Raw genomic sequence first — 26388 nt, 5'->3', positions numbered from 1 at the left:
GCACGTGCAAGGGCCTCCACGAACGCGATGACGTCCGGGTCCGGCGTATATACGGAACGATGGGCGCGGCTGGCCATCAGGCTGCTTCGGCGACCGAGGCGATGCTGGAGGAGCGCGCCTGTTCGCGCAGCGCGATCGTCGTGTCGATCAGCCAGTGGATTGAACCGCACCCGGTGCGCTGCTGCCACCAGAGCATGGCGGCGACGCCGGCGTCGATGCTCTCGGCGTTGAGCCGCGGCCGCACGTAGTCTTCGATGTCCTGCTGCACACCCTCGCTGAATGCACCGATGCGGTTCGACAGTGCCCAAAGCTCGGCAAGCTCGTAGTGCCGGTACTGCGGCGCGTGGTTGACGAGCGCCTGATAGGCGCGGTCCCGCCGCGCGACGGCGGCCGGCAGCACCTTCTCCAGCATGGCGAGGATCTCGGTCGGGCTAGCAGTCTCCGCCTGGGGTGGCGCGATGTCGGCGACGCGCCGCCAGTTCGCCGCCAGTGCCGAGGCAATGCGCAGCCGGTCGGCAGCGACCTCTTCGGCCATGCGGCCCTCCGCCACGAGCTGGCGATCGCCGGCCGCGCGAGCATCGCGCAGATGCTCGGCGATCGTAGCGAGCCCGACGAAATCGCGGCGGTCTTGTTGATTGATGGAGGCGGCCGGCGTCATCGCGGCGCAAACTCCCGACCGTATGTTCGGCGATAAAGACGCCCTGTTAGACGAGACGCCTCCCGAGCGGCTGCGGCTGACGCCAAGAAGAAGCCGGTGCTGAGTGGTTCATTCAATCGGCGGCGGGCGTGATCTAGCTGGATCTTGATGTAGCGATCCGACACTGCCCTCCAATGCGCAGCCGCAGCCGCGAGCGCGTCACTGCTAATCTCATAAGGTGCCGCCCCGGAACCCGCGCAAAAGCCTCCACGGTAGTAGTGCGCGCGGATCATGTTAACCGCACGAACGGCTTTGCGGCGGCCACAGATCTGGCAGCGCGCGGTCATCAACGTGCCCCCCAAAGGATCATGCGGATCTGAGGCACAGGTCGCTGCAGCCGATGCGCTACGAAGTTGACCGATGCTCCGGCCCGAAACTCAAGCCAAACTACGATCATGTCGGCGAGCGTCACCGTATCGTCGCGACGTGCAACGATGTTCGATCGCGTCGCGGGGAGCATCAGCGAGGCCCGCCGCGATCATAGACGATCTGCTCGTTGAACTCATAGCCCCGCGTAAGGGTGACGAAACGGCCGAGGAACGCCTCGCGGGCGACCGCCGGCGTCCAGTAGCGGAAGTTCACGGGTGCCGGGATCGTGCCGGAGAGCACCGCCCACGCGTCGGCGTGAGGCGGCATCATGGCCTCCTGCTCCGCCGCGAGTAGGGCGAGATCGACGCGCTTCACCGCGTCGCCGTCCATGCCGCCGATGTCGAACCGACTGGCGACCGCCGCCTCGACGTTCTTCTCGATCCGCTTGTATTCCGGAAGCAGCGACTTGAGCGGCCGGGTGACGTCGCCGAGGAAGGCCTCGGCGGCGTCGTGCATCAGCGCGGCGAGCTTGAACTCGTCGGCCACCAGGTGGCTGGCATGCCAGCTGTGCTCGGCGACCGAGTAGAACTCGCGGCACTGGCCTGCGAACCGGCACGTCAGCGACAGCCCATGGGCGATGTCCTGAATCGTGAAGTCGCTAGCGAACGGATCGAGCAGGTCGAAGTACACGCCGCTCTGGAGGTAGATCGTCGGCCCCTTGGCCGTCTTGATGCGCAAGTCGGTCATCAGAATGGCACCTTGTCATCAACGAATGGGACCGCATCGCGGGCGAACTCCACGCCGGCGCGGATCACCAGGTGATCGATCGCGTCGAGCATCTCGACAGAGACCGGGCGGAGGATCAGCGCGAGCTGGATGGCGCGCTCGACCATGACCATGTCGTTCTCGCCGCAGGTGCCGATGTGGCAGCGACAGAGGCGCGAAAACGCGCTGCGTTCGTGCTTTCGGGTACGCTTGGATTTGCTCACTGCGCGACCCTCCACAGGCGGCGGCCGTGGGTCTCGCTCCAGCGTGTCTCTAGCGTCTGCCAGGTGATGATGGCAGTGCCGACGTCCTCGACATGCAGCACGGCGAGCGGCACGAAGCGGCGGCGCCACTGGCGACGCAACGTGCGGCGGCTGGGGCGCTCGGGCAGCGGCCGGATCAATGGAGCGCTCCTGCGAAAGCAGCCAGCGCAACCGGCACACCTATCCAAATGACGCCTACGCCGATCGCGCCTGCGGTGAGCCAGTTGGCAAGGCGGTCCGGGAGGTCCGTCACCATGGATAGGATGCGCTCGATCGGACGCGGCGCCTCGGGAGCCTCGGCACGGCGCCAACGGCGGACGGCGCGAGACAGGCCCTTGTGCACCGGCTTGCCCGCCAGCGGCGTGTACGGCGCGAAGAACTCGCGCGGCGTCGGACCTAGCGAGCGCGGCTTGGGATAGGCGGAGAGGTCGAGCTCGTTGCCCGGCTCGTCACGGCGGAGGCGGCCAAAGGCGACGGCGTCCGCAGGGTAGAAGGAGTTGTGCACGGCGTGCTCCCATCGGGCGGGGTGCCCTGATGGGGTTCATATCTGCCATTATGGCATGTTCAGTCAATCCCAAATATGCCGCATTGGCATTTACCCTGAAGCCGACTTGTTGATGTTCTTCGTATGTTCCATTGATAAGTCGTTGAGGGGAGAGTCGTGAGTCGCAAGGTGGTGCACTGGTGCAGGGCCGTCAGCTTCGGAAAGGCTATAGGACCGTGGCGTTTCGGCTTAAGCGGAGCGAGGCGCGATCTGATGGCAGAAGGCCTCGGGTCCTATGACCCTGACGGCATTTTCTTCGTGACGGTGCCTGGCGGTATCGAGCGAAAAGCCGAGTGGATGGACCTCGCCGAAGCCGAACAGCTAGCGGGATCGGTGCAGCGCCGTTACGCGGCCGAACACGCTAAACGGCTGACCGTCTCCAATCATGATCGTTGTGTGGGCAGGATTAGTCGAACGGGGCACAAGGCGCGCGGGGTCTAGCTCGAACTGCTTGAAAGTGGACTCATGCTCTCCGTTCAAGACCACGTAAAGACGGCCGGGAAATAGAGCCTTATCGTTCGGGTCGACAATGACTGTACCGCCATCAGCAATCTCTAAGTCCATCGAGTCACCATCAACCCGTAGAGCGATGGCGTCTTTCGGTGTGCTCGCCGGGACGGGTAGATGCCCCAGCGGCTGCTGAATGGCTTCCTTCATCGTCCCAGCGGGCACCTGGCCGATGATCGGAATGATTCGTACTTCGGTGGCGTTTAGTTCAGGTGTGGCGGCCTCGTAGCCTAGCCACTGCTCGATCTTGACCATCTCTGCGTGTTTGAACGGACGCTTACCCGTCAACCGCTTCGATACTGCTGTTGGGTCGATGCCCAGCAAGCTCGCTAGATCGGCTTGATTGTAATCGCGCTCCTTCATGCGAGCGCGGATGTCTTCGCTGTCCATGCAGCAATCTAGGACCGCAGGTCTGCCAATATGGCAAATGCCATTACGGCAATAATTACCTTGCGCCTGAGATGCCATTTTGGCAGATTGCTGTTTATGGACGATTTCGCCAACGCATTGATCGACGCCCTCGGCGGCACGACCGCGACCGCTCAGCGCGCCCGTACGGGTGTTTCGACTGTACATCACTGGCGGCGAACTGGCCTGTCCCCTTCGCGGTTGGATCATCTGCGCCGGATAGCTCAAGACGAATGTCCCTCGGTGAACGTTGAAGCCATTGCCGCGGAGTACGGCGTCGAGTTGCCTCCTATTGGGGAGGCGGACCAGACGTCATCGGGAAACATCGGTGATGATTCCCAGCAGGTGGCGGCGTGAACTCGGCCGCTATGCTTGGGTTGTGGCTCGGGCTCCCGCTTGCGCCCTTCGTCTACCGCTGGGCGATCCGCACCTATCGTGAGAAGCGCTCGTGAGCGCCGCCCCGTCAACCGCGCTGCACGGCCGCAAGCTGAAGATCCGCTTCGGTGAGCTGGTCGCCATGGCGGGTGGGCTGGAGGCGGCCGAGGGCTTCTGCCGCGTCGGCAAGAGCACGCTCGCCCGCTACTATTCGCTGGCGCCGGCGGATGCCGAATGCTTCGCGCCCATCGACGTCGTGCGCGATCTGGAGCGGCTGGTCGGCGAGGCGCCGGTGACCTCTCACCTGTGCGTCGAGGCCGGTCACCGCTACCGGTGCAGGCGCCTCCGTAACGCCGCTCCTGGGCGATGCGACCAGCATGATCGACATGTCGAGCGGGCACCTGTGGTACGACTGTGACGCCGGGAGCGAGGTCACCGCCTTTCCGAGCCGTGTCTATACGACCGGCGTCACTTTCGGGCGGGATGCCTACGGCCGTGGCCCGATCCGCGGCGCGGCGCCGGGCGGCATCGGCGGCAAGGTCCGGACGATGCTCACCGCCCCTCACAACAATGCCTTCGGCTCGATCATCGGCGACGGCACCCCCGCGGCGATGCTCTTCACCACGACGCCGGGCGCCAGCTACCGGGTCGTCGTCACCGGCCAAATCCGCGCGGTCTCGAACGGCGGGGGCGAGAGCCCGGGCGTCGGCTTCGCCGCCTAAGGTGATGGCGGGCTGACGGTGGCCGGCCAGGGCCGGATCATGACCGCGCTAAACGCTGGCTCGACCGGCGGGGCCGAGCGGATCGTCGCGCTCCAGAGCTTCGCCGAGCAGGACCAGTTCTCGACCGTGAGGATCGAGCCGGGTGAGCTCGTGAACAAGTACCCGTTCCGCCTGGAGGCGGTCATCATCGCGACCGGCACCTACTCCTTGCAGGTGAAGGGCTGGAACGCCGGCGAGATCCAGCCGGGCGCGACCTTCGAGGTCGAGCGGATCGCCTGACCGCCACGTCGACAGTGGAGCTGTCCATAGCGGCAGCACGTCTACTTTAGCCGCTTCTGCCGACGTGTGCGTACGTAAATGTGCTCGCGCCTCGGCGGAAAGCGCAGCCGGAACCAGAGCGACGCAGCCGCCTCTTCGAACAGCGGCCAGCACTTTGCCAGCACGATGACGATCGTAGGCGGAACCAGCGTCAGGGCTACCTCGATCGCGGTTGCCGTCGGCGTCCATGGCCAGTCCGACACATAGTATCGGGTAAAGTCCGAGATCTCGTTCAGCGCCTCCAGTGCCGCGATAGGCGCGAGAGGTAGGAACGACCGTAGCGGCCTTCGCATCAGCCGGCCGAACACCACCAGCAGCACCAGCCCGACGACCACATGCAGACCCCAATGGGTCAGGTGTACCGTGGTGCTGAGCCAATCTTTGAACGCCTCCCAGGCAAGCACGAGTTTGAACATTCCCGGCTTTTCGCCGCGATGCAGCAGCAAGTCCATCGGAGACAATCATGAAAGATAGCAGCTTCGCGGTCCGGACGGTCGCGGGAGAGGGTGGCGCTTGACCACGCCAGCCGCCCCGCGCCCTCGCTGGATCGACTTTCTGCCGGCAATCTCGCTCGCCCTGGTCGTGGCCGGCCTGATCTGGACGGGGGGTGGCTACAGCGGGCAGGTCAAGGACAACACGCGTCGGATCGAGCAGCTGGAGAGCGACGCCCGAACCGACGCCAAAACCCGTACCGAAATGCTGCAGCAGCTTGATCTTCGCTTGGCGCGGATCGAGGTGAAGCTGGAAATGATGGCGCCTGAGAAGGACAAGGCGCCATGAACGCGGACGGCGGGCTGGTGCTGCTCATCATTGCCGTGTTGGCGATGGCAGCCTCGCCGGCGGCGCGCCTTGTAGCTCACCGCCGTTGGGCAAAGACCGTCGTCATAGATCCCGCGCTCCGCGCCGCGTTCCCGCCCCCGTTGCCCGCCCGCGAACTCGACCGTCTGGCCGCCGCCGCGGAGGTGGTGCTGGAAAGTCAGGAGCTGTGCCGCGCACAACGTGGAGCTTTGCGGGGATCCTCACGTCGTGCCGAGGCTCGGCGTCGAGTTGCTCAAGCACCTCGGTAAGCTCCAGCGGCTTCACCGCCTCGATCCGCCTTCGACGTTCCGCCCCTCTCGTTCTCTGAAGCTGGATCCATACCGCTCCGAGCAGGGCGATGACGACGGCTGAGACAACGAGTGCGGTGAACATGACGCGGGCATAGCTGCCGAGCCTGTCTGCGCCCTGACCAAGATTACCCCTGCGGCGAGCTGCCGCATTTCTCGGAGACAACGATGAAACTGATCGACGGCTGGCGCCAGCAGGCGCTGCGCCTCTGGTCCGTGCGCATCTCCGCGCTCGGCTCCATCCTCTGGGGTGCCGTGGCGGCGTTCCCCGACCAGATGCTGGCGCTCTGGAACATGATGCCCGCCGAGGTCCGCGGCTTCGTTCCCGAGCGCGCCGGCACCTGGGTGGGCTTTGTCCTGTTCGCCCTGGTGATCCTCGTGCGGCTGATCCCGCAGCCCAAGGCGCAAGCCGCAGCGGAAGGGGCGAGCGATGGCAGTCGGTAACAAGCCTGTCGGCAAGAAGACGCTCGCCGGCGTGATCGGCTCGGTCACCGCCGCGGTCGCCCTGTTAGTCATGGTGCCGAAGGAGGAGAGCGGGCGAACCGTCAAGGCGACCGTCCAGCCCGACAGCTCGATCACGGTCCAGCATGTCGCCGGCCGGCAGTATCTTACTGCATATCTCGACATCGTGAACGTGCCGACAGCCTGCGACGGCATCACCAAGGGCGTGAAGCTCGGCATGAGGTTCACCGATCAGCAGTGCGAAGATCTGCTGGAGCAGGAGCTGATCGCCCACGCCGAGCCGCTGATCAAATGCATGCCCAAGCTCTACGGCCGGCCGAACCAGGCGATCGCCGCGGTCGACCTGTCGTTCAACATCGGCTCGGCCGGAGTCTGCCGTTCGAGCATCGCCCGGCTCTGGAATGCCGGCCAGTGGCGCGCCGGCTGCGACCGCTTCCCGCTGTTCAACAAGGCGGGCGGTCGCGTCGTGGCGGGGCTGGTGACGCGGCGCGCGCGCGAGCGGGTAATCTGCCTCAAGGATCTGGCAGCATGAGCCCGCGCCTCATTCTCATCGTCGCAGCCGTGCTCGCCATCCTCGCGGCGACCTACGGCGTCTATCATCATGGCGAGACCGCCGGCAGCGCCAAGGTCGAGGCGAAGACCGAACATCGCCACACCGCGGCTGTGGCCGACGCCCGGACCGACGAGCGCGCCGCCAAAGATGCCGCGGCCTCGATCGCCAAGCACGTCGCCCGTGCCGACGATCTATCCACCGCCGCCCTCCAGACCACGATCAAGGATCTTCGCGATGCGCTCGACGCCGTCCCGCCTGCACCTGCTGGCGCTCCTGTCCCTGCCGCTCCTGTCGACGGCCTGCGCGACAGCCTCAACGCCGGCATCGCTCGCGCGAACCGAGCGGCCGACGCTGTCCCCTGAGCTGACCAAGACGGAACGCCTGCCAGCGCTGTCCGCCAGGAAGACGGGCGAACTGGTGACGGTCGATCGCGGTTGGCTAGGCGAACTGCTAGAGCTGACTGCATCGGCCGTTGCGGCCGTCGAGCGCGGCAACAATCGCGCGGCCGGCGTGAAGCTCGAACGGCGATGCACCTCGGCGCTGATCTCGACCGGCTCGGCTCCGGAGGATTGCCCGCACTGATGCCGCCCGAGATACGTGGAGCGCACGCCACTCAGCCCCGACTTAAAACAGCTTCGGAAAACAGCATGATCCGCGAGATAGGCTTCATCATCGGTATCTTTGCCGAGCTGTTCTGGATCACGATCACCAAAGGCGGATCATCAACCTTGTAGCCGATGATGCGACCTGCCGGGCTATCATGCTTGTCGTCACTCTGACCGGCATCTTATTCGATCGGCACCCTCGGCCCGAACGCTCCGCGCATAAGCTTCGCGCCCCGCGTGACCGTCGCCACCCACCCAGCGACGTCTGGCCGCCGCCGCAAAGAATAAAAAAGGCTCCGAACCAATGGTTCGGAGCCCTTCCATTCAGACGGTTCGTGCTTGTGGGTTAGAAGTGGCCGACGATGCCAAACATCGGGCGCACCGTGTCGAAGTTCCCCGTCGTGGACACCTCGGTGCGGAAGCGCACGCCCTCCTTCTTCACCAGGCCATCAAGGCCGATGGCCTTGGGCCCGAATTCGCCACCAACGCCATAGGAGATGCGCCCGTAATCGCCGCTGTCACGGCCGTAGCGATCGAAGTTCACCCAACGATAGCCTACCTTGCCGTAGAACAGCCCGGTCTCACCTGCACGCACGCCCACCCGGCCATGCACGCCATACTCCCAGTCGATGTCACCCGAGAAACCCTTGGTAGCATTGCCTTCAACACCGACAAAGAACGAGCCGAGCGGCACGTTGACGCCAGCAACGCCGTCGACCAGGCCGCCCTTCAGGCGATTACCGGCGGGCGAGAAGGGGATGCCGTGACCTGGATCGCTGTCGAAGCCCTCGTAGCCACCCATGACACCTACGTAGGGATCGATGCCGAACGCGCGCGAACCATCCTGGGTGGTCTCCTGCGCGCAAGCCATAGCAGGGATCAGGGAAGCGGCAGCGGCCACCGCGAAAAGCAGCTTCTTCATTTTACACAACCTCACTCGAACGACCGCCCCGTCTGGGCTGGTCTTCGCGGTAGGTAACCCTGCAGAGCTTCAACGGTTTCCGCCGCGACAGAGAAAGCACAGGTAGCGTTGCTTCATGGCAACACTGCGCCTGAGGTGACCAATGCTTCTTGGTTGTTGGCGATCCGGCGGCGACGGCGATCAGCCACAGCCCCCCCCCTATAGCTCGCGGACCCAAGGGCGCGCTCGGACACGCTGAGCCAATGCTCGCAGGCGCATCCGGCTGAAGCCTGGCGGGGGCAGGATCGCCGACATCGAGCGGGGCACATCGTCCAATGACTCCCGGCGGACGGTATGGCTGAAAGGCGGCCGGCCGGGCGTCGGCTTCATCGACGTGACGGTGCTGAAGCCCTCGGGTCGCTTTCACGACAGATTACTATCGCGGGGTGAGCGACATGTTGTCGCCCAACGGCAATAGCCCGCTAAGCGCGGTGAATGCGCTCGTTAACCTCCGTGCTGCTCCCTGTTGCATTCCTTTTCGCAGGCATGGTGTGCAGGATAATGCTGCAGCACTTTGAAAGCCGGTTTCAGATTGCCGGCTTCTTGATCCTCGCTGCGGCCATGCCTTTTGCTTCTAGGCAGGCTGGATGGCCAACGGCGGGCCTGTGCGCCGCTGCGGCGACTGCCGGCATCTTGATCGTGAAGTTCGCCATCGAAGGCTGGCCTATTTAGCTCTCGTCATCTTGGCCCATGTCCTTCTCGATCATGGCACAAACATATTCAGCGCGTAGCCGTGGCCACGAGCGAAGCTCAGCGCGGGCGTCTTCGATAGCCGATAAAACTGCCGGCGATCAATGCTGCCCCAAATGTCACCATGGTGATAGTCAGGCTACTCATGTGCGACGTATACCCTCTCGGCCCGGTGCTGTCAGGCCGTAACGAACAGAGCTGTTTGAAAGATGGCGATATATCGAAAGTCTGAACCACAAAGGCTGAAACTGCGAGAGAAAATCGCCATCCGATACCAATTACCCATCCGGTTAGAGGTCGGTGTTCGACGTCGCAGCTTTTCCGTCGACACTTTCGAGCAGGTTAGACACCGGAGAGGTGCAGAAAGCTCCGCTTTCCATAATCCCGGTCGAAGTCGTCCGGCGACTTATGGCCGTCCCGCTTGGACAGACACAACAAAGGAGGCCGTAGCCCCCTTTGCGCGCACTCACCTTTCGGGGTGCTTCCTAGCCAGCTTCAACGGCGTCTTGGGAGTTGCAACGACGCTGGCCGGGTCTCTTAGTTGCTGTCTGCGTCGTCGTCGTTCTTGTCGACGGCAACGTAAATGCCTGCACCAACAGCAGCCGCTGCGAGCACAGCGATCAGGGCGCTACCGCCACCAATCTTGCTCTTCTGCGCCGAAGGTGCCGACGCGCGAACCGACTTCGAAACCGAAAGGTTGGCAGCGGGCTTGGCCGGAGCTGCGACGACCGGGGTGGCGACGAGTGCAGTGGCAGCGACGGCTGCGAGGTACTTACGGATCATGTTGATCTCCTAAATGAGGTTTGGCCTCTCGGGGGTTTAATGGCCAAAGTCTACCGAGATGTAAAGATTTGCGACAGATGGAAGCTTTCGAGCTGCCCGCTCGGCCCGTAAGCCATTGATTTGGAAAGGCACGGACTGATGGTCGGAAGGGGCAACTGGCATTGGAGCAAACGACATTCGACTCTACGACGGTCTGGGTAGACACCGGTGCCTGGACGCCTCGGGTTGTCGTGGCGGCTTTCGAGCAGGTTAGACACTGGAGAGCCGCAGAAAGTCATGCTTTCCAAGGTCCCGGTCGGAACGTCACCCATGCCGCTGCAGATTGTGGTACGACAGCAGCATGGCCGATCCTGATCCAGAAACTCTTCGTATGGCCGCGCGGCTCGCGAGGATGAGGGCCAAGCCTCCTCGTACGGTCGACGAGCGGGACGGCCTTGAACGCTTGGGCGCCGAGCGAGCACTAGAGCGCCTTGCTGCCGATCTTGAAGCGACAGCTCACCATCTTGAAGCGTTTTCCAAAAAGCGGAGGAAAACGCCAGGTAGCCAGTGAGCCCACGGCCTATTGGAGCTTCGGCGCCAATCACCACTCATAAAAAAGGCGCCCGAATAGCTCGGACGCCTTTCAGTTGAAGGTGCTCTAGGGAGCGACCTTGGCAGACAGTAGTATTGGCGGTGTTAGATGCCGTTCGACAGATTGGTGTCTGCGTCGTGAGTCCGCATATCTTCTGCCTGGTTCTGGCCGGTCGCACGCACTGCGTCGGCCCGGTTGTCCAGCATGTCCTCGACAGTCGAGTTGCCCGCGGCGTCGCCAGCGTCCTCAAGGTTGTCTGCAACGGCCTCGGTGTTGGCTTCGATGTTGTCAGCCGCCTGCTCGCGCGGGCTCGTGTGACAGGCTGCGAGCGACAGCAGGGCCGTCGAGACGGCTAGAGCGAAAACCTTCTTCATGTTCAAACCCCCTTGTAGAGAAAGCGTCGATAACCGCGTCACTGGATCTGCCGCAACAGCATTCGAACGGTGACAAGTGCTGACGGCGGCCGCGGGGTTGCCCGAGCAGCTGTAACTCATTGATCTGCAACGCGCCGGTGGAGGAGGAAAGCGGCAAAATTCGTTGTGCGGGACTCCCGTGTCCCGCCGCCTCACTTTGGCCCTGCAAAGCCCGTGAGACGGCCCCTTGCCGCGGTCCAAAATGCCGATATTACGCGGCTCTCCCGCGAGGGAACGATTAGCTCAGTTGGTCGAGCTCGTCGTGTTACATCGGTAGGATCCCCAAGAATGGCGAAGCGCGCGGTTGATGCGATCGTGGCGGCGCAGGCTCGCAACATTCCCTGGCGAGAAGAAGGCGTGCTAGTGCGGGCGTGGCGCTCCGAGCATGGCCTGGAGCGGGAAGTACTTTCTTCGGGAGCGTTGTCCGCATTGGTAGAGTCGGTTCGGTCGGGCAATTGGCCGTTGGAGACTTTAACAATATCTCTCCCCGATCGACGTGCCAAGCCGAACAGGTTTGCGGGCGATGAACTCGAGCTATTAGCTCGGTGCTGGGAGCTGCGAAACGCAGCATGGCTGTAGCTATTTTGCGTCAATCGTGAGCGAATAGCCAAGTTTCGGCGGCGTTGAGCGAAATGAAGGCCATGCCAGTGGTCGGCAGCTTTGCGCCGGTCGCCTGCTGCTTTCTGAGGCTCGACGGTGTGACAACGGCAAAGCGGTCGCCGGGGTTGTCGAACAGCGCTCCAAGCGCGGCAAGGCCGCGAGCCACCCCAGGGGCGTCTGTGACGGCCTCCCTGGCGTCAACAAGCACCCTCACGTCACCGAACCGCCGCCGAGCGAGAAAAACGTGGCGTCGGAACTCCCGGGTGTAATGATGTACGTCCGCAGGGCACCAGATCCCTCCGCTCTGAACGCGGACACAGCGGTTCGGCTCATCGATCAGGAATCTATAATTGCAGGACATTCGTGTATGTTAACGGCGCCGCAGCGAGTTTCTTTAACGCACGTTGCAATCGCCCACAAGTAACCGGTGGGGCGAACCCTAGCCGCTCCGGTGACGTTCCAGTGCAAGTGGCCGCATTCTACCGATGATGGCGCACCCTTAAGACGTGGTTGGTCGCTCACCGAGATGCCCCGGTCCCAGTAAGTCATTGATCTACAATGGGCGGGTTCGTCGGCCAAAACCGGCAATTAGTGTTGATAAAGAACGACATTCCGGCTTCACGGCTAAAGCGCTGGTTTGCTCAGCACCAGGCTCGTTGCAGGGTTTAGAAATGTATGCCCCACGCTGTTGCGGCAAAACTTTGTAGGAGGGTTAGTAGGGCGTGCAAAGCGAGGGAGCTGTAGCCTTCCACAATCTTCTCGCACGCGAGCTCCACGTTGAGCGCGATTGCCGCCTTAAATTGGATGCGCTTAAACTCGCCTCGCTCCCACAGCGACTGGGCATAGCGGAGGTCAGTGAGGATTAGCTCTCTGCCTTCAACAGCGTTATCTGCCGCTACCTTCTCAATCGCCTCGGAGAAGCTACGCGAAATTGCTTGATACGCCTCGCTGTCCAGATCTGCGCGCAGCGTGTCTGTATCTCGATAGGCCGTCTGATCGGCACCTGTAAGCAGCTCCGACGCAAGCACCTCTGTAGCATAAGATGAGCCGTCAGAAAAAGTGCTGCCATCGCTGTGCGGCGTTGTCATTCGAAGCGTGAAGCCGGCGTTCACGAGCCGAAGTGCCTTGGCAGCGCCTGAGCTTGTCAGTTGTACAAACTGATCCTCGTCAGTCCCGTCGCGATTGTAATCGACCAGAAGGCCTAGCGATCCAAGCTCCTTAACCCCGTCGATGATCCAGCCGGATGGCTGTCGCCCGAAGCTGTATCGCTTCAACAACGCGTGAGCGGTTAACCTCCGGTCTAGATCGCCCTCCGACACTACCAAGGCGGCAACCAGGAGGCGTTCGAGTTCGACCGGCAGTTTCATGCATGCTGCATCAATGGCATGCCACCAACTGTCAACGCGCCGCACCTGTCGACAGCATCAACAGGTGCGGTAACGCACATTTTGTTTCGGCGAACTCGTCCGCATAATGGCCCGAGACCAGATAGCCCGGCCTGATCAGCGGCAGCACCGGCAATTGCACCACCGCCCGCCCCTCGATCAGGGCATCGAACACCCGCAATTCGCCTGGGTGAACGACATCCTCGGCATCATGCAGCACCACCGCCTTGGTCGACTGAACATCATGCCGATCGGAGTCGATCAGCGCGCGCCAGAGATTGTTGAGGCAATCGGCCTTGGTGGTGGGGCCATCCTTGCTGCCGATCACCATGACGATCCGCGAGTCGGCGGCGGCGACCCGCGCAACGGCAGTGATCGTGCCCGGATCATTGGGGTAAAGCCCGACGTAAATCCGGTAATCCGGATGGTCGAACCGATCGAGCGCGGTCGCAAGCATGCCGCCGATCACGGCGGCTTCGTCCCAAGCGGCAACGAACACCGCCAGCCGTCCCGGCGCCGAGGGCTGGCGCAGGTCCGCGAGTGCGTAGCGGCGCCGGCCATGCCAGGTCAGCCGCCGCACGATGAAGAACAGATCGACCAATAGATCGTCGACGCCACCGACGATCAGCCCGGCAGCGGCAAACATCATGGATTCGCGCGCCAGCGCGTCAATGCCCCACAATATCGGTTCCACATCGACTCCCCCGTCGTGCGGATGACATCATTGGTCAGCTAACCGATTCGCGCAAGAGGGCGTTCAGTATGAACGATTTCAGAGACGGATCTCGGCAACTACTTACAAAATATCGCTAACTGAGTTGCGCGGCAATCATGCGACCCGTTCTTCGAAGGCAAAGAATTAGGTTGTGACGACGTGACTTGATCTGATGCGCACAGCGATCCACCTGCGGATAATGAATGAGCAGCATGATCATCGTTGATGTAGGCGCCAACGATCCAGCTGTTTATCAATTACCTTGGCGTAGAAGCTGCGGCTTGTCCGTCGGACTATGCCGGTCAATCATGGCAAAAACCGCGCCACTGTGTTGGAGGTGGCGCGGCCGAGGAAAGGTCAAGCATGAAACCGGCCCAGTAGGAGAACCGGCCGGAAACAACGGACGCGAATATTACGGCGTATCGCGGCCGGCACCGCCGCCGCCGGGCCCACCAGCACCGCCGCCCATCGCCCCAACGGTGCCGATGTTGCCGAACAGATCCTGGAAGAAGCCGCGCTTCCTGCCCAGCGTCGGCGTGGTCTTGCCGTACATGTTGACGCTCGCGACCTGGTCGAGCCCGGTACGGGTAATGCCGGTCACCGTGCCGGCAGTATCGAAGCTGATCTTCAGCGTGATCTGGTCCTTGGCCCGCGGCTTCTGGAAGTTGAGGTTGCGGCTGTCGCGCGCCAGATAATACCAGTCCGCCTGACCGAACTGGCTGGCAATGGTAGGCCGCCCGAGCACCTGCGCTACCGACTGGCGATTATCCACCCCCGGCTGCACTGAATTCACCAGATCCGCGTCGATGATATAGCCCTGGTGTGAGCGCAACGGGGCACAGCCCCCAACGAGGACGGCAAGCCCGAGGCCTGCAACGAGGCTGACACGGGCAATGGATACGCTCATCACTATCTCCGAAGGCGCGCGCGGGATCGGCCGATTGCATCGCTCGCCGATCGCCTCGATATGCGAGGATGCGCGGTGCATCAAGCCGCGTGGGGAGATGGACGCGCGTGAGCTGGTGGGAAAGGCTGTTCGGCGGCGGCGATGATCGAGCGTTGCCGCTCTACAATGCGGTGGTGGCGCACGGCCGGGCCGAGCATTGGTATGTGGCCGGCGCGGTGCCCGACACCGTCGATGGCCGGTTCGACATGATTGCGGCGGTGCTGGCGATGGTGCTGCTGCGGCTGGAAGCCGAGTGTGCCGGGGCCATGCTCGCGGCCCGGCTCACCGAACGATTCGTCGACGACATGGATGGCCAGCTCCGCCAGCTCGGGATCGGCGATGTCGTGGTGGGCAAGCACATCGGGCAGATGATGAGCATGCTCGGCGGTCGCCTGGGTGCCTACCGCGACGGTCTCGCCGCCGGTGATCTTGCGCCGGCGCTGCTCCGCAACCTCTACCGCGGCACCCCGGCGCCACCCGCCGCTCTGTCGCACGTCGCAACGGCATTGACCGCGTTCAGCGCCGCACTGGCGCCGCTTACCCTCGACCAGCTTACCGCCGGAGACCTGCCATGACCCCTGAATTCAGCCGCCCCGAGCGCATCGACGCCATCGGCGACGGTGAACGCCGGATCACGATCGCCGCCGATGCCACCGAGCGCGCCGCGGTCGCCGCGCGCTTCGGGCTGCTCGCCATCGACCGGCTGGAGGCGACGCTGGCGGTGCGACGCCAGAACGGCGGGATCGAGGTGCGCGGCACGGTGAGCGCTACGGTGACCCAAGCCTGCTCGATCACCGGCGACCCGCTGCCGGTGTCGATGGACGAGCCGGTGGCGCTCCAATTCGTCGAGTCGCTCGATGGCGCGGAGGAGGTCGAGCTCGGCGAGGATGCGCTCGACACCATCGAGATCGAGGGCGGGGCGATCGATCTTGGCGAGGCCGCCGCGGAAACCCTGGCGCTGGCGCTTGATCCATTTCCGAGAAGCCCGCGTGCCGCCGCCGCCCTGCAAGAGGCTGGTGTGATCGCCGAGGATGAGTTCAAGCCGGTGACCGCCTTGTCGGGCCTCAAGTCGCTGCTCGAGAAGAAGTGACGCTCAGCGCTCGTCGGGGCCGAGGGTGGGGTCGAGATCGCGCGGGCGGACGAAGCGATTGAGCGTGGCGGTGCCGGCGCGAACCTCGTCCCAGGCATCGACGCCGAGGTCCATTTCGGCGACGGTGGCGGTGGGGTATTTCTGCTCGACCAGCCCGCGCAGGCCATCGGCCTCTTCGGGGACGAGCATCAGCAGCAGGTCCTCGAGCCCGGGATTGTGGCCGACCAGCAGCACCCGCTCCACCGTCGCGGGCAGATCATGGACGACATCCAGCAGCGTCGCCGACGAGGCAAGGTAGACTCGCCGGTCCCAGCTTGGCGCCAACGTGCGCCCATAACCCGATTCAAAGCCGTCGAGGGTTTCCTCCACTCGCACCGCCGGCGAAGCGACGACATGATCGAAGTCGACGCCGAGGCTGCGCAGGTGGCGACCCATCAAGGTTGCGGCGCGCCGGCCCTTGGGGTTGAGCGGCCGATCGAAATCGCGCGACACCGGATCGTCCCAGCCGGACTTGGCGTGGCGCAGCAGCGTCAACGTCTTCACTCGGGGCGCTCCCTCAGGCTTCGGAGGGCGCCTCATGCCCCAACGCCACCGGCAAGGAAAGCGGCGCCGCTCCGGTCCGCCCCGGTGCGAGTCGTGCCGCGACCCGCGCCACGGCTTCGTCGAGCGTCACCCGCACGATCGGCACGCCGGGCGGGAAGGCGGTAAGCAGCCGCGACGGCATCGCCGCCGACAGCATCACGAACGCACCGCGATCGTCGGCGCGACGGATCAGCCGGCCGAACGCCTGCGCCAATCGCGCGCGGATCAGCCGATCGTCATAGGCGGGGCCGCCGCCCGCCAGCCGCCGCGCCGCGTGCAGCACGGTCGGCTTGGTCCAGGGCACGCCCTCCATCACCACCAGCCGCAGCGATTCGCCCGGCACGTCGACGCCGTCGCGCAGCGCATCGGTGCCGAGCAGCGAGGCGGCCGGATCGTCGCGGAAGATGTCGACCAGCGTGCCGGTGTCGATCGGGTCGACATGCTGGGCGTGGAGCGGCAACCCCTCGCGCGCCAGCCGGTCGGCGATGCGGCCATGCACCCCGCGCAGCCGGCGGATGGCCGTGAACAGCCCCAGCGTGCCGCCGCCCGCAGCGACGATCAGCCGGGCATAGGCATTGGCGAGCGCCGGCACGTCGCCGCGCTTGACGTCGGTGACGATCAGCACCTCCGATTGCGCCGGATAATCGAACGGGCTTGCCGCCTCGAACCGGGTCGGGCTGCGGCCGAGATGCGGCGCGCCGACCCGGGCTTCGGCGGTGTCCCAGCCCTCGTCGCGATTGGCGCCGCCACCGGTCAGGGTCGCCGAGGTCACTAGCGCGCCATGGGCGGGCTTGAGCACGATCTCGGCGAAGGGGCGGGTGGGATCGAGCCAGTGTCGATGCAGCCCGATGTCATATTCGCGGCCCTCGACCCGGTCGACGGCGAGCCAGTCGACAAAGGATGGATCGATCGGGCCCCCGACGCGCGCAAGCAGCGCCAGCCACGCCGCCACCGTCTCGGCCCGCCAGCCGATCGAGGCGATCGCGCCCTCGACCCGTGCCCGCGCCGGCGCATCCATCCAGTCGGGCGCCTCTGCGAGCACCGCCTCCAGCCGCCGGCCGAGGGTGACCAGTGGCCGCACCAGGGCGTCGAGCGCCGCCGCCGCCGGCGCCGCCGCCTCGATCAGCTCAGGGCTGGGCTCGGCGAGCTCTGTCTCCAGCCCATAGCCTGCGTCGCCGGGCTGTTCGGCGCGCGCATAGGTGAGCCCGCGCACCGCCGCGAGCAGATGCTCGATCGGCCCGAATGGCGCGCCCTCGGCGAGCCGGCCGAGCCAGCCATCGCTGGCGAGATGGCGTGCCGCCTCGACGGCGTCCTGAATGGCGATGCCGCCCTGTTCGTCATAGCTGGCGACATCGGACAAGCGTGCCTGCAGGCCGCGACGACGGCCCCGGCCGCCGCTTTCGGGGCCGAGGATCCAGCGCCGCAGCTCGATCGTCTCGCCGCCGGTGAGCGCCGTGGCGAACATCGAATCCGCCGCCTCGAACAGGTGATGGCCCTCGTCGAACACATAACGGGTGGGGCGCGTCGCCAACTCGCGACCACGCGCCGCGTTGACCATTACCAAAGCATGGTTGGCGATCACCACATCGGCCTCGGCGCTCGCCCGCGCCGCGCGTTCGATGAAGCATTTGCGGTAATGCGGGCAGCCGGCATAGACGCATTCGCCGCGGCGATCCGTCAGCGCCGCAGGGCCGTTGCGGCGGAACAGGGTCGGCAGCCAGCCGGGCAGATCGCCGCCGACCATGTCACCATCGGCGCTATATGCCGCCCAGCGGGCGACGAGATGCGCGAGGATCGCGGCACGCCCGGCAAAGCCGCCCTGCAACGCGTCCTCGAGGTTGAGCAGGCACAAGTAATTTTCGCGGCCCTTGCGGGTCACCACCTTCTGCTTGCGGATCGCCGCATCGGGAAATACCCGTTCGGTTTCCTTGCCGAGCTGGCGCTGCAGCGCCTTGGTATAGGTGGAGATCCACACCGCGCCGCCGGCGCGCTCCGCCCACAGCGAGGCGGGGGCGAGATAGCCGAGCGTCTTGCCGATGCCGGTACCGGCCTCGGCGAGCACCAGATTGGGCGCGTCGCGCATCGCCCGCGGGCTGAACGCCGCGGTGGCGGCGGCGGCAAAGGCGCGCTGGCCGAGCCGCTCCTCGGCGCCATGGCCGGTAAGATCGACCAGGCGTGCCTCCGCCTCACCCGGCTCCAGCGTGATCGTGCGCGGTGCCGGGCGCGGCGGCTGCTCTTCCCATTCAGGTAGCGTGCTGAACAGCCAGCGCTCGTTGACGGCGGGCTTGGCGAGCCGCTCGTCGATCACCGGCCCCCACGGCCAGCGCAGCCGCAACAGCGATTGCGCCGCGGTCCAGGCACCCTCGCGCTCGGGCCAGTCCCCCGCCGGCACCGCGAGCAGCGCCGCGGTCGAGGCGAGCAGGAAGGCGGCGACGTCTTCGTCGCGGGCGGGCGGTTCCACGCCGATCGCACGCGCCAGCCCCTTGGGCGTTGGCACTGCGAACCGTGCCGGGTGCAAGAACGCGAACAATTCGAGCAGATCGAGCCCCGAAAGTTCCGCATAGCCCAGCCGCTGGCCGATCAGGGCTGCGTTGAGCATGATTACCGGCGTATCGGCCGCGATCCGGATCGCCTCGCCGCGTCCTACCCCGCGCGTGCCCTCTGCGGTGGCGATCCAGATGCCGCCGTGGCTGGCGTGGAGCGCGGGGTAAGGGAGCGGGGCCATGGGCTTGACTTAATGGCGTGGAACAGAATGGCAACCGCATCCGGCTCATGCCGCGATGACCGGCTATCGCTCGCCGCGCCCCTAAGACGAATTTGTCTCCCTCGCCTCCCATGCGCTAGGGCGCAGCGATCATGACCACCGAACTCCGCACCGCAGCGCTCGAATCCAAGGCCTGGCCCTATGAGGAGGCGCGCAAGCTCCTCAAGCGTTACCCTAACGGCAAGCCCGCCGTCGACGGCCAGCCCGCGCCGATCCTGTTCGAGACCGGCTACGGCCCGTCGGGGCTGCCGCACATCGGCACCTTTAACGAGGTGCTGCGCACCACCATGGTCCGCAACGCCTTTCATGCGCTGAGCGACCAGCCGACCCGGCTGATCGCCTTTTCCGATGACATGGACGGCCTGCGCAAGGTGCCCGACAACGTCCCCAACGGTGACATGCTGCGCGCGCATCTCGGCAAGCCGCTGACCCGCATTCCCGATCCGTTCGGTACCCACGACAGTTTCGCCGCGCACAACAACGCGCTGCTGCGCGAGTTTCTTGATCGCTACGGCTTCGATTACGACTTCGCGTCGTCGACGGATTATTACACCAGCGGCCGGTTCGACGAGGCGTTGAGGGGCGTGTTGCGCCATTATCAGGGCATTATGGACGTCATGTTGCCGACGCTACGCGCCGAGCGCCGCGCCACCTACTCGCCAATCCTGCCGATCAGCCCGACCAGCGGCATCGTCCTTCAGGTGCCGGTCGAGGTGGTGGATGCCGAGGCCGGGCTGATCGCGTTCGAGGATGACGGCCAACGCGTGGTGCAATCGGCGCTCGGCGGCCTCTCCAAGCTGCAGTGGAAGGTCGATTGGGCGATGCGCTGGGTCGCGCTGGGCGTCGATTACGAGATGGCGGGCAAGGATCTGATCGATTCAGTGACGCAGTCGGGCAAGATCGCCCGGGTGCTCGGCGGCCGCCCGCCCGAGGGCTTCAACTATGAGATGTTTCTCGACGAAAAGGGCGAGAAGATCTCCAAGTCCAAGGGCAACGGCCTGACCATGGACCAGTGGCTGACCTATGGCCCCGACGAGAGCCTCGCCTTCTACGCCTATCGCGAGCCCAAGAAGGCCAAGCAGCTGCACATGGGCGTAATCCCGCGCGCGGTGGACGACTATTGGCAGTTCCGCGGCAACTATCCCGGCCAGGCGCTGCCGCAGCAGCTCGGCAACCCCGTGCACCACATCCACGACGGCAAGGTGCCGACGGAGACACTGCCGGTCACCTTCGGCCTGCTGCTCAACCTCGTCGGCGTGATGGGCGAGGCGACCAAGGAGCAGGTGTGGGGCTACCTCGGCAATTACGTGCCAAATGCGACCTCTGACACTTATCCCGAGCTCGATCGGCTGATCGGCTATGCGCTCGCTTACGCCCGTGACTTCGTCGCGCCGACGCTGCACCGCCGCGCGCCCGAGGGGGTCGAGATCGCCGCGCTCGAGCGGCTCGACGCCGATCTGGCCGCCTTGCCGGCCGAGGCCAGTGCCGAAGACATCCAGAACATCGTCTACGAGATCGGCAAGAGTGGCGGCTTCGCTGAGCTGCGCGACTGGTTCAAGGCACTATACGAGACGCTGCTCGGCTCCAGCCAGGGGCCGCGGATGGGCAGCTTCATCGCGCTGTACGGGATCGCCAACAGCCGCAAGCTGATCGCGGAGGCGCTCGCCAAGGTCGGTTGAGCGGCAAACGCTTTGGCAGACCTGACCGGCAAGCCCCGGTTGCGGCAGGCTTCTCTTCCAGCCGCTAAAGACATCGCGCCTTGTTGCGTCGCAGCATGATGCGTACCGAAGATCGATGAGCTTGAGAGATACCGCCGCCGCTCACCCCGGCCTCGTCCACCTTGGGCTGGCGGTGGGTGGCTTCGCCATCGGCACCACTGAATTCGCGGCGATGAGCCTCGAGCCGGATCTTGCCCGCAGTCTCGGCGTCGATGCGCCAGCGATCGGGCACATCATCAGCGCCTACGCGCTGGGCGTGGTGATCGGCGCCCCGACGATCGCGGTGCTGTCGGCCAAGATGTCGCGGCGGACGCTGCTGATGGTGCTGATGACGCTGTTCGCGGTCGGCAACGGCCTGTCGGCGCTGGCGCCCTCTTATGGCTGGATGATCGCCTTCCGGTTCCTCGCCGGCCTGCCGCACGGCGCCTATTTCGGCATCGCCTCGCTGGTCGCGGCGTCGCTGGTACCCGCCGACAAGCGCACCACCGCGGTCGGGCGGGTGATGCTCGGGCTCACCGTGGCGACGATCGTCGGCGTACCGCTGGCAACGCTGCTCGGCCAGATCGCGAGTTGGCGGCTGGTGTTCGGCGTCGTCGCGCTGCTGGCGCTGCTGACCGCCGTGCTGGTCGCGCTGCTGGTGCCGATCGATCAGCCCGACGGCAACGCCAGCCCGTTGCGCGAACTCGGCGCACTGCGGCGCAGCCAGGTGTGGCTGACGCTGGCGACCGGCGCGGTCGGCTTCGGCGGGCTATTCGCGGTCTACACCTATCTCGCCGTCACGCTCCACGACGTGGCGGGCATCGGCCCCAAGGCGATTCCGCTGGTGTTCGCCGCCTTCGGCATCGGCATGACGCTCGGCAATTTGCTGGTGCCGCGCTTTGCCGATCGTGCGCTGATGCCCACCGCCGGCGCGCTGCTGGTGTGGGCTGCGGTGGCGCTGGCGCTGTTCCCGCTCGCCGCCGGCAACATCTGGACCGTCGCCGTCGACGTGCTCGCGATCGGCTTCGGCGGTGCGCTGGCGACGGTGCTGCAAACCCGGCTGATGGACGTCGCCGGCGACGCCCAGGCGCTTGCCGCGGCGCTCAACCATTCGGCATTCAACGTCGCCAATGCGATCGGGCCCTGGTTCGGTGGCCTGGCGATCAGCGCCGGCTACGGCTGGACCTCCACCGGCTATGTCGGCTGCGCGCTCGCGCTCGGCGGCCTGCTGATCTGGGCGATCTCGTTGGTCGCGGCACGAGGACGCTTGCCCCGCTCGTCCGAACCTTTAGTCGGTTAGCATGACCGGTGCGCATCCGCGACGCGGCGGGTGGTCTGCGCTCCGCGACTTCCTGACCAGCGAGGCCTTCGGCGGGATCGTGCTGATCGTCGCTGCCGTGCTGGCGATGATCGCCGCGAACCTGCCGGCGACTGCCAGGCTCTACGTCGCGCTGCTCGATTTCCATACCGGTCCCACCCTGTCGCCGACGCTCGGGCCGATGAGCGTGCACCTGTGGATCAACGACGGGTTGATGGCGCTGTTCTTCCTGCTGGTTGGACTGGAGATCAAGCGCGAGCTGCTCGAAGGCAGCCTGGCGAGCGCTGAACGCCGCCGCCTGCCGATCATCGCGGCGATCGCGGGGATGGCGATGCCGGCGCTGGTGTTCCTGCTGATCGCGGGCGGCGACGCCGATCTGCGGCCGGGCTGGGCGATCCCCGCCGCCACCGACATCGCCTTCGCGATCGGCGTGCTCGCCTTGCTGGGATCGCGCGTCCCCTCGTCGCTCAAGCTGCTGCTGACTACGGTCGCAATCGTCGACGACATGGGCGCGGTGGCGATCATCGCGGTCGCTTACACCCAGGCCATCGACTGGCTCGCGCTGACCGGCGCGGCGCTGGTGCTGGCAGGAATGTTCGCGCTCAACCGCCGTGGCGTGATGAAGCTGTGGCCCTATCTCGCCGGCTTCGCCTTGCTGTGGCTGCTGGTGCTGGTCTCGGGAGTCCACGCCACCATTGCTGGCGTGCTTACCGCCGCACTGATCCCGCTCAAGCGCTCGCCTGGCGCCCCGGACGATGCTGCCTCGCCGCTCCACCGGCTCGAACATGCGCTGAGCCCCTGGGTCGCGTATGCGATCGTGCCCTTGTTCGGTTTCGCCAATGCCGGCGTGTCGCTGCGCGATGCGAGCCTCGCGACCCTCGCTGAGCCGCTGGTGCTCGGCGTCGCGCTCGGGCTGTTCGTCGGCAAGCAGCTGGGCATTTTCGGCGCAGTCTGGGCTGCGCAGCGGCTCGGCATCGCGCGGCGGCCGGCGGGCGTGAGTTGGGCGCAGCTCCACGGCATGGCGCTGATCGCTGGTGTAGGCTTCACCATGAGCCTGTTCATCGGCGGCCTTGCCTTTGCCGATCCGCAGCGGCTGGAGGCGGTCAAGATCGCGGTGCTGGCGGGATCGATCCTGTCCGCGCTGGCCGGCGCCACGGTACTGACGCTGGCGGGGAAACGAGCATGATATCGCCGCACCAGGAAGCGCCGCTGCGCCAGGGCAGCCTGGCCTATCGCCGGCTGACCCTGGCGATGCTGTTTGCCGGTTTTTCGACCTTTTCGCTGCTCTATTCGGTGCAGCCGCTGCTACCCTTGTTCGCGGCTGATTACGGCCTCAGCGCCGAGGCGGCCTCGCTTGCGGTGTCGCTGGCGACGGGGCCGCTGGCGATCGGGATCCTGTTTGCGGGGATGCTCAGCGACCGCGTCGGGCGGCGACCGCTGATGGTGGCGGCGATGTTCGCCGCCGGGGTGCTGACGCTCGCCGCGGCGGTGGTGCCAGGGTGGAACGGGCTGCTGGCGTTGCGGCTGCTGACGGGAATCGCGCTCGCCGGGGTGCCGGCAGTGGCAATGGCCTATGTCGCCGAAGAGGTGGACGTCCCCTCGGTCGGCGCCGCAATGGGGCTGTACATCGCCGGCAGCGCGATCGGCGGCATGGGCGGGCGGCTGGTCGCGAGCCTGGTCGCGGATGTCGCCGGCTGGCGCTGGGCGCTCGGCAGCGTCGGCGTGGCGGGGATCGCGATGGCCGAGGCGTTTCGCCAGCTGGCCCCGCCATCTCGCTTCTTCATCGGCCAGGCGGGCGCTGGCGGCGCACTGAGCGGGATCAAGGCGCTGTTCGCCGATCGGGCATTGCCCTTGCTCTATGCCGAGGGCTTCCTGCTGATGGGGGTTTTCGTCACCGTCTACAATTATGCCGGCTTTCGGCTGCTAGCGCCGCCCTACAGCCTCAGCCAGGCGGCAGTGGGCGGCGTGTTCCTGCTCTACATCCTCGGCTCGGTGAGTTCGGCGCGATTTGGCGCGCTGGCCGGGCGCCTCGGGCGGCGCAACGTGTTCTGGTGGCCGATCATGCTGCTGATCGTCGGCGTCGCAGCGACCGCCGCGCAGCCCTTGTGGCTGGTGATCGGCGGCATTGCGGTTGTCACCATCGGCTTCTTCGGCGCTCATTCGATCGCCAGCGCCTGGGTGGGGCGCCGTGCGCTCGCCAACCGCGGCCAGGGGTCGGCCTTCTACCTGTTCTTCTACTATCTGGGCTCGAGCGTGCTCGGCTCGGCGGGCGGTATCGCGTGGAGCCGGGCGGGGTGGAACGGCGTCGCGCTCTTCTGCTTCCTACTCGGCGCGCTGGCGCTGGCCATCGGCCTAGTACTGCGCATGATCCCGCCGCTGCCATTGCCGGAAACGCCGGCGACGGCGCCGGTGGAGCCCTGACGACCGGACGAGCAGGTCACGCCGCCGGGTGGGCTGCGGTGCCGTACGAGACAACACCGCGATCGCCCTACAGCTTCTCGGTCAGTTCCGGCACCAGCGTGAACAGGTCACCGACCAAGCCAATGTCCGCGACCTGGAAGATTGGGGCATCCTCGTCCTTGTTGATGGCGATGATGACCTTCGAATCCTTCATGCCGGCGAGATGCTGGATCGCGCCGGAGATGCCGACCGCGATATAGACCTCGGGCGCGACGATCTTGCCGGTCTGCCCGACCTGATAGTCGTTGGGCACATAGCCGGCATCGACCGCGGCGCGGCTGGCGCCGACGCCAGCGCCAAGCTTGTCGGCGAGCGGCTCGATCAGCTTGGTGAAGTTCTCGCCATTCTGCAGCGCGCGGCCGCCGGAGACGATGATCTTCGCCGAGGTCAGCTCGGGGCGGGCATTCTCGGCGATCTCGGCGCCCGTGAAGCTCGACAGGCCCTTGTCGCCGGTCGACGCGACAGCCTCCACCGTGCCGCTGCCACCCTCAGTGGCCGCCTTCTCGAAGGCGGTGCCACGAACGGTGATCACCTTCTTGGCGTCCGACGACTGCACCGTCGCGATCGCGTTGCCCGCATAAATTGGCCGGGTGAAAGTGTCTTCGCTCTCGACCGACAGGATGTCGGAGATCTGCATGACGTCGAGCAGCGCGGCAACGCGCGGCGCGATGTTCTTGCCGTGGGTGGTGGACGGCGCGACGAAGGCGTCGTGATGACCCATCAGCTCGACGATTAGCGGCGCGACATTTTCGGCGAGCGCGTGCGCATAGACCGCATCGTCGGCGACATGGACCTTGCCGACGCCGGCGATCTTGGCCGCGGCTTCCGCCACCGCGCCGACGCCCTGGCCGACGACGACGAGATGGACCTCGCCCAGCTTGGCCGCGGCAGTGACCGCCGACAACGTGGCATCCTTGACGGCCTGGCCGTCATGCTCGACCCAGACGAGAGTCTTCACTTGGCAATCCCCATGGCATGCAGCTTCATCACGAGTTCGTCAACATCGGCGACCTTGATGCCGGCCGAGCGCTTCCCGGGCTCGACCACCTTAAGGGTGGTGATCCGCGGCGTGACGTCGACGCCGTAATCAGCGGGCGTCTTGTTGGCGAGCGGCTTGGACTTGGCCTTCATGATGTTGGGCAGCGACGCGTAGCGCGGCTCGTTGAGGCGCAGATCGGTGGTGACGATCGCGGGGAGCTTGAACGAATCGGTCTCGAGGCCGCCGTCCACCTCGCGGGTCACCGTCACCGTGTCCGCGGTCAGCTCGACCTTGGACGCGAAGGTGCCCTGGCCCCAGCCGAGCAGGCCGGCGAGCATCTGCCCGGTCTGGTTGTTGTCGTCGTCGATCGCCTGCTTGCCGAGGATGACGAGATCGGGCTGCTCCTCCTCGACGATCTTGGCGAGGATCTTGGCGACGCCCAGCGGCTCGACCTTCTGATCCGCGGTGACGAGGATGGCACGATCGGCGCCCATCGCCAGCGCGGTGCGCAGCGTCTCCTGCGCCTTGGGCTCGCCGATCGACACGACGACGATCTCAGTGACGCCCTTGTCCTTCAAGCGGATCGCCTCTTCGACGGCAATCTCGTCGAACGGGTTCATGCTCATCTTGACGTTGGCGAGGTCGACCCCCGTCCCGTCTGCCTTCACGCGGGGCTTCACATTGTAATCAAGCACGCGCTTGACCGGCACCAGCACCTTCATCAGCGTCCTTCCAAATCTGTCTCGCGACACCTTTTGAGGTATCTCGTCGGCGGCTCACATGGCTGTTCCGCGGCGTGT

The 26388-nt window shown here is 65.5% G+C and carries 36 protein-coding genes; 18 read left to right on the top strand and 18 right to left on the bottom strand.

From position 1 onward, the window contains the following. Nucleotides 1-76: 76 nt before the first annotated feature. The 6 genes from OXR60_RS16190 to OXR60_RS16165 all read right to left on the bottom strand — a co-directional run bounded on the left by OXR60_RS16190 (nt 77) and on the right by OXR60_RS16165 (nt 3475). Nucleotides 77-658: a hypothetical protein gene (locus tag OXR60_RS16190; RefSeq protein WP_267396980.1), complete on the bottom strand. Its 582-nt coding sequence runs from the start codon at nt 656-658 to the stop codon at nt 77-79. Between the two features lie 498 nt (nt 659-1156). Beyond that, the gene (locus tag OXR60_RS16185) at nt 1157-1753 is read right to left on the bottom strand and encodes a hypothetical protein (protein WP_267396979.1); all 597 of its coding nucleotides are present in this window, start codon (nt 1751-1753) and stop codon (nt 1157-1159) included. Continuing rightward, complete coding sequence (locus tag OXR60_RS16180; RefSeq protein ID WP_267396978.1) at nt 1753-1995, bottom strand: hypothetical protein; 243 nt, start codon at nt 1993-1995, stop codon at nt 1753-1755. Before OXR60_RS16180 ends, OXR60_RS16185 begins: the two co-directional genes overlap by 1 nt. After that, nucleotides 1992-2174 (bottom strand): hypothetical protein, encoded by a 183-nt coding sequence (locus OXR60_RS16175; RefSeq protein WP_267396977.1) that lies wholly within the window; start codon nt 2172-2174, stop codon nt 1992-1994. Before OXR60_RS16175 ends, OXR60_RS16180 begins: the two co-directional genes overlap by 4 nt. After that, entirely contained in the window at nt 2171-2539 is a 369-nt protein-coding gene (locus OXR60_RS16170; protein WP_267396976.1) for a hypothetical protein, read from the bottom strand. Before OXR60_RS16170 ends, OXR60_RS16175 begins: the two co-directional genes overlap by 4 nt. Before the next feature lie 360 nt (nt 2540-2899). Next, nucleotides 2900-3475, bottom strand: a complete 576-nt coding sequence (locus OXR60_RS16165) for an XRE family transcriptional regulator (RefSeq protein ID WP_267396975.1) — start codon at nt 3473-3475, stop codon at nt 2900-2902. 96 nt (nt 3476-3571) lie between these two features. Between OXR60_RS16165 and OXR60_RS16160 the strand changes: the two genes are divergently transcribed. The 4 genes from OXR60_RS16160 to OXR60_RS16145 all read left to right on the top strand — a co-directional run bounded on the left by OXR60_RS16160 (nt 3572) and on the right by OXR60_RS16145 (nt 4869). After that, a complete protein-coding gene (locus OXR60_RS16160; protein WP_267396974.1) occupies nt 3572-3850 on the top strand; it encodes a hypothetical protein in 279 nt (92 codons plus the stop codon). 91 nt (nt 3851-3941) lie between these two features. Beyond that, the gene (locus OXR60_RS16155; RefSeq protein WP_267396973.1) at nt 3942-4286 is read left to right on the top strand and encodes a hypothetical protein; all 345 of its coding nucleotides are present in this window, start codon (nt 3942-3944) and stop codon (nt 4284-4286) included. After that, on the top strand, nt 4246-4590 hold the full coding sequence (locus OXR60_RS16150; RefSeq protein ID WP_267396972.1) for a hypothetical protein: 345 nt from the start codon (nt 4246-4248) through the stop codon (nt 4588-4590). The genes OXR60_RS16155 and OXR60_RS16150 overlap by 41 nt, the downstream gene beginning before the upstream one ends. Nucleotides 4591-4608: 18 nt before the next feature. Continuing rightward, nucleotides 4609-4869, top strand: a complete 261-nt coding sequence (locus OXR60_RS16145; RefSeq protein WP_267396971.1) for a hypothetical protein — start codon at nt 4609-4611, stop codon at nt 4867-4869. A gap of 41 nt (nt 4870-4910) precedes the next feature. Here OXR60_RS16145 and OXR60_RS16140 read toward each other — a convergent pair whose 3' ends face one another. Next, nucleotides 4911-5360, bottom strand: coding sequence for a hypothetical protein (locus tag OXR60_RS16140; protein ID WP_267396970.1), 450 nt, complete (start codon nt 5358-5360; stop codon nt 4911-4913). A 61-nt stretch (nt 5361-5421) separates the two neighbouring features. Between OXR60_RS16140 and OXR60_RS16135 the strand changes: the two genes are divergently transcribed. From OXR60_RS16135 to OXR60_RS16110, 6 genes are all read left to right on the top strand, one after another. Then, entirely contained in the window at nt 5422-5688 is a 267-nt protein-coding gene (locus tag OXR60_RS16135; RefSeq protein WP_267396969.1) for a hypothetical protein, read from the top strand. Nucleotides 5689-6182: 494 nt separating this feature from the next. Next, the gene (locus OXR60_RS16130) at nt 6183-6458 is read left to right on the top strand and encodes a hypothetical protein (RefSeq protein WP_267396968.1); all 276 of its coding nucleotides are present in this window, start codon (nt 6183-6185) and stop codon (nt 6456-6458) included. Then, nucleotides 6445-7008, top strand: a complete 564-nt coding sequence (locus OXR60_RS16125; RefSeq protein WP_267396967.1) for a lysozyme — start codon at nt 6445-6447, stop codon at nt 7006-7008. The genes OXR60_RS16130 and OXR60_RS16125 overlap by 14 nt, the downstream gene beginning before the upstream one ends. Continuing rightward, the gene (locus OXR60_RS16120) at nt 7005-7391 is read left to right on the top strand and encodes a hypothetical protein (RefSeq protein ID WP_267396965.1); all 387 of its coding nucleotides are present in this window, start codon (nt 7005-7007) and stop codon (nt 7389-7391) included. Before OXR60_RS16125 ends, OXR60_RS16120 begins: the two co-directional genes overlap by 4 nt. Nucleotides 7392-7446: 55 nt before the next feature. Further along, nucleotides 7447-7611: a hypothetical protein gene (locus tag OXR60_RS16115; protein ID WP_267396964.1), complete on the top strand. Its 165-nt coding sequence runs from the start codon at nt 7447-7449 to the stop codon at nt 7609-7611. After that, nucleotides 7611-7763: a hypothetical protein gene (locus OXR60_RS16110; RefSeq protein WP_267396963.1), complete on the top strand. Its 153-nt coding sequence runs from the start codon at nt 7611-7613 to the stop codon at nt 7761-7763. The genes OXR60_RS16115 and OXR60_RS16110 overlap by 1 nt, the downstream gene beginning before the upstream one ends. Nucleotides 7764-7980: 217 nt before the next feature. Here OXR60_RS16110 and OXR60_RS16105 read toward each other — a convergent pair whose 3' ends face one another. Beyond that, nucleotides 7981-8556, bottom strand: coding sequence for an opacity protein (locus OXR60_RS16105; RefSeq protein WP_267396961.1), 576 nt, complete (start codon nt 8554-8556; stop codon nt 7981-7983). 474 nt (nt 8557-9030) lie between these two features. Here OXR60_RS16105 and OXR60_RS16100 point away from each other — a divergent pair, with 474 nt between their 5' ends. Next, nucleotides 9031-9267, top strand: coding sequence for a hypothetical protein (locus tag OXR60_RS16100; protein WP_267396960.1), 237 nt, complete (start codon nt 9031-9033; stop codon nt 9265-9267). A gap of 555 nt (nt 9268-9822) precedes the next feature. Here OXR60_RS16100 and OXR60_RS16095 read toward each other — a convergent pair. Then, a complete protein-coding gene (locus tag OXR60_RS16095; protein WP_267396959.1) occupies nt 9823-10068 on the bottom strand; it encodes a hypothetical protein in 246 nt (81 codons plus the stop codon). 340 nt (nt 10069-10408) lie between these two features. Between OXR60_RS16095 and OXR60_RS16090 the strand changes: the two genes are divergently transcribed. Next, complete coding sequence (locus OXR60_RS16090; protein ID WP_267396958.1) at nt 10409-10618, top strand: hypothetical protein; 210 nt, start codon at nt 10409-10411, stop codon at nt 10616-10618. Between the two features lie 125 nt (nt 10619-10743). Here the strand turns inward: OXR60_RS16090 and OXR60_RS16085 are convergent, their stop codons facing one another. The 5 genes from OXR60_RS16085 to bamE all read right to left on the bottom strand — a co-directional run bounded on the left by OXR60_RS16085 (nt 10744) and on the right by bamE (nt 14659). Continuing rightward, nucleotides 10744-11013 (bottom strand): hypothetical protein, encoded by a 270-nt coding sequence (locus tag OXR60_RS16085; protein ID WP_267396957.1) that lies wholly within the window; start codon nt 11011-11013, stop codon nt 10744-10746. Between the two features lie 628 nt (nt 11014-11641). Continuing rightward, nucleotides 11642-12013, bottom strand: coding sequence for a hypothetical protein (locus OXR60_RS16080; protein ID WP_267396956.1), 372 nt, complete (start codon nt 12011-12013; stop codon nt 11642-11644). A gap of 304 nt (nt 12014-12317) precedes the next feature. Next, nucleotides 12318-13019 carry a hypothetical protein gene (locus tag OXR60_RS16075; RefSeq protein WP_267396955.1) on the bottom strand — a complete coding sequence of 234 codons (702 nt, stop codon included), beginning with the start codon at nt 13017-13019 and terminating at the stop codon, nt 12318-12320. A 31-nt stretch (nt 13020-13050) separates the two neighbouring features. Next, the gene (locus tag OXR60_RS16070; RefSeq protein ID WP_267396954.1) at nt 13051-13731 is read right to left on the bottom strand and encodes a glycosyltransferase; all 681 of its coding nucleotides are present in this window, start codon (nt 13729-13731) and stop codon (nt 13051-13053) included. A gap of 433 nt (nt 13732-14164) precedes the next feature. After that, nucleotides 14165-14659 (bottom strand): outer membrane protein assembly factor BamE, encoded by a 495-nt coding sequence (bamE, locus tag OXR60_RS16065; RefSeq protein ID WP_267396953.1) that lies wholly within the window; start codon nt 14657-14659, stop codon nt 14165-14167. A gap of 68 nt (nt 14660-14727) precedes the next feature. On the opposite strand from bamE, the gene OXR60_RS16060 reads away from it, so the two are divergent. Both OXR60_RS16060 and OXR60_RS16055 read left to right on the top strand, forming a co-directional pair. Further along, nucleotides 14728-15273, top strand: a complete 546-nt coding sequence (locus OXR60_RS16060; RefSeq protein WP_267396952.1) for a ubiquinol-cytochrome C chaperone family protein — start codon at nt 14728-14730, stop codon at nt 15271-15273. Further along, a complete protein-coding gene (locus tag OXR60_RS16055) occupies nt 15270-15788 on the top strand; it encodes a DUF177 domain-containing protein (protein ID WP_267396951.1) in 519 nt (172 codons plus the stop codon). Before OXR60_RS16060 ends, OXR60_RS16055 begins: the two co-directional genes overlap by 4 nt. Before the next feature lie 3 nt (nt 15789-15791). Here OXR60_RS16055 and OXR60_RS16050 read toward each other — a convergent pair whose 3' ends face one another. Next, nucleotides 15792-16331, bottom strand: coding sequence for a histidine phosphatase family protein (locus OXR60_RS16050; RefSeq protein WP_267396950.1), 540 nt, complete (start codon nt 16329-16331; stop codon nt 15792-15794). Between the two features lie 13 nt (nt 16332-16344). Next, complete coding sequence (locus OXR60_RS16045) at nt 16345-19095, bottom strand: ATP-dependent DNA helicase (RefSeq protein ID WP_267396949.1); 2751 nt, start codon at nt 19093-19095, stop codon at nt 16345-16347. A 131-nt stretch (nt 19096-19226) separates the two neighbouring features. Here OXR60_RS16045 and OXR60_RS16040 point away from each other — a divergent pair, with 131 nt between their 5' ends. From OXR60_RS16040 to OXR60_RS16025, 4 genes are all read left to right on the top strand, one after another. Next, a complete protein-coding gene (locus OXR60_RS16040; protein WP_267396948.1) occupies nt 19227-20813 on the top strand; it encodes a lysine--tRNA ligase in 1587 nt (528 codons plus the stop codon). Between the two features lie 115 nt (nt 20814-20928). Continuing rightward, nucleotides 20929-22131 (top strand): MFS transporter, encoded by a 1203-nt coding sequence (locus tag OXR60_RS16035; RefSeq protein ID WP_267396947.1) that lies wholly within the window; start codon nt 20929-20931, stop codon nt 22129-22131. 1 nt (nt 22132) lies between these two features. Further along, nucleotides 22133-23335 carry a Na+/H+ antiporter NhaA gene (gene nhaA / locus OXR60_RS16030; protein WP_267396946.1) on the top strand — a complete coding sequence of 401 codons (1203 nt, stop codon included), beginning with the start codon at nt 22133-22135 and terminating at the stop codon, nt 23333-23335. After that, nucleotides 23332-24570, top strand: a complete 1239-nt coding sequence (locus tag OXR60_RS16025; protein WP_267396945.1) for an MFS transporter — start codon at nt 23332-23334, stop codon at nt 24568-24570. The genes nhaA and OXR60_RS16025 overlap by 4 nt, the downstream gene beginning before the upstream one ends. Nucleotides 24571-24637: 67 nt before the next feature. On the opposite strand, the gene OXR60_RS16020 is transcribed toward OXR60_RS16025, so the two are convergent. Then, nucleotides 24638-25567, bottom strand: coding sequence for an FAD-binding protein (locus OXR60_RS16020; RefSeq protein WP_267396944.1), 930 nt, complete (start codon nt 25565-25567; stop codon nt 24638-24640). Continuing rightward, on the bottom strand, nt 25564-26310 hold the full coding sequence (locus OXR60_RS16015; RefSeq protein WP_267396943.1) for an electron transfer flavoprotein subunit beta/FixA family protein: 747 nt from the start codon (nt 26308-26310) through the stop codon (nt 25564-25566). The genes OXR60_RS16020 and OXR60_RS16015 overlap by 4 nt, the downstream gene beginning before the upstream one ends. Between the last annotated feature and the right edge of the window lie 78 nt (nt 26311-26388).

Source organism: Sphingomonas sp. GC_Shp_5 (assembly GCF_026540855.1).
Classification (GTDB): Bacteria; Pseudomonadota; Alphaproteobacteria; order Sphingomonadales; family Sphingomonadaceae; genus Sphingomonas.
The sequence above is the reverse complement of the archived record's forward strand: the minus strand, read 5'-3'. Positions and strand labels throughout refer to the sequence as shown.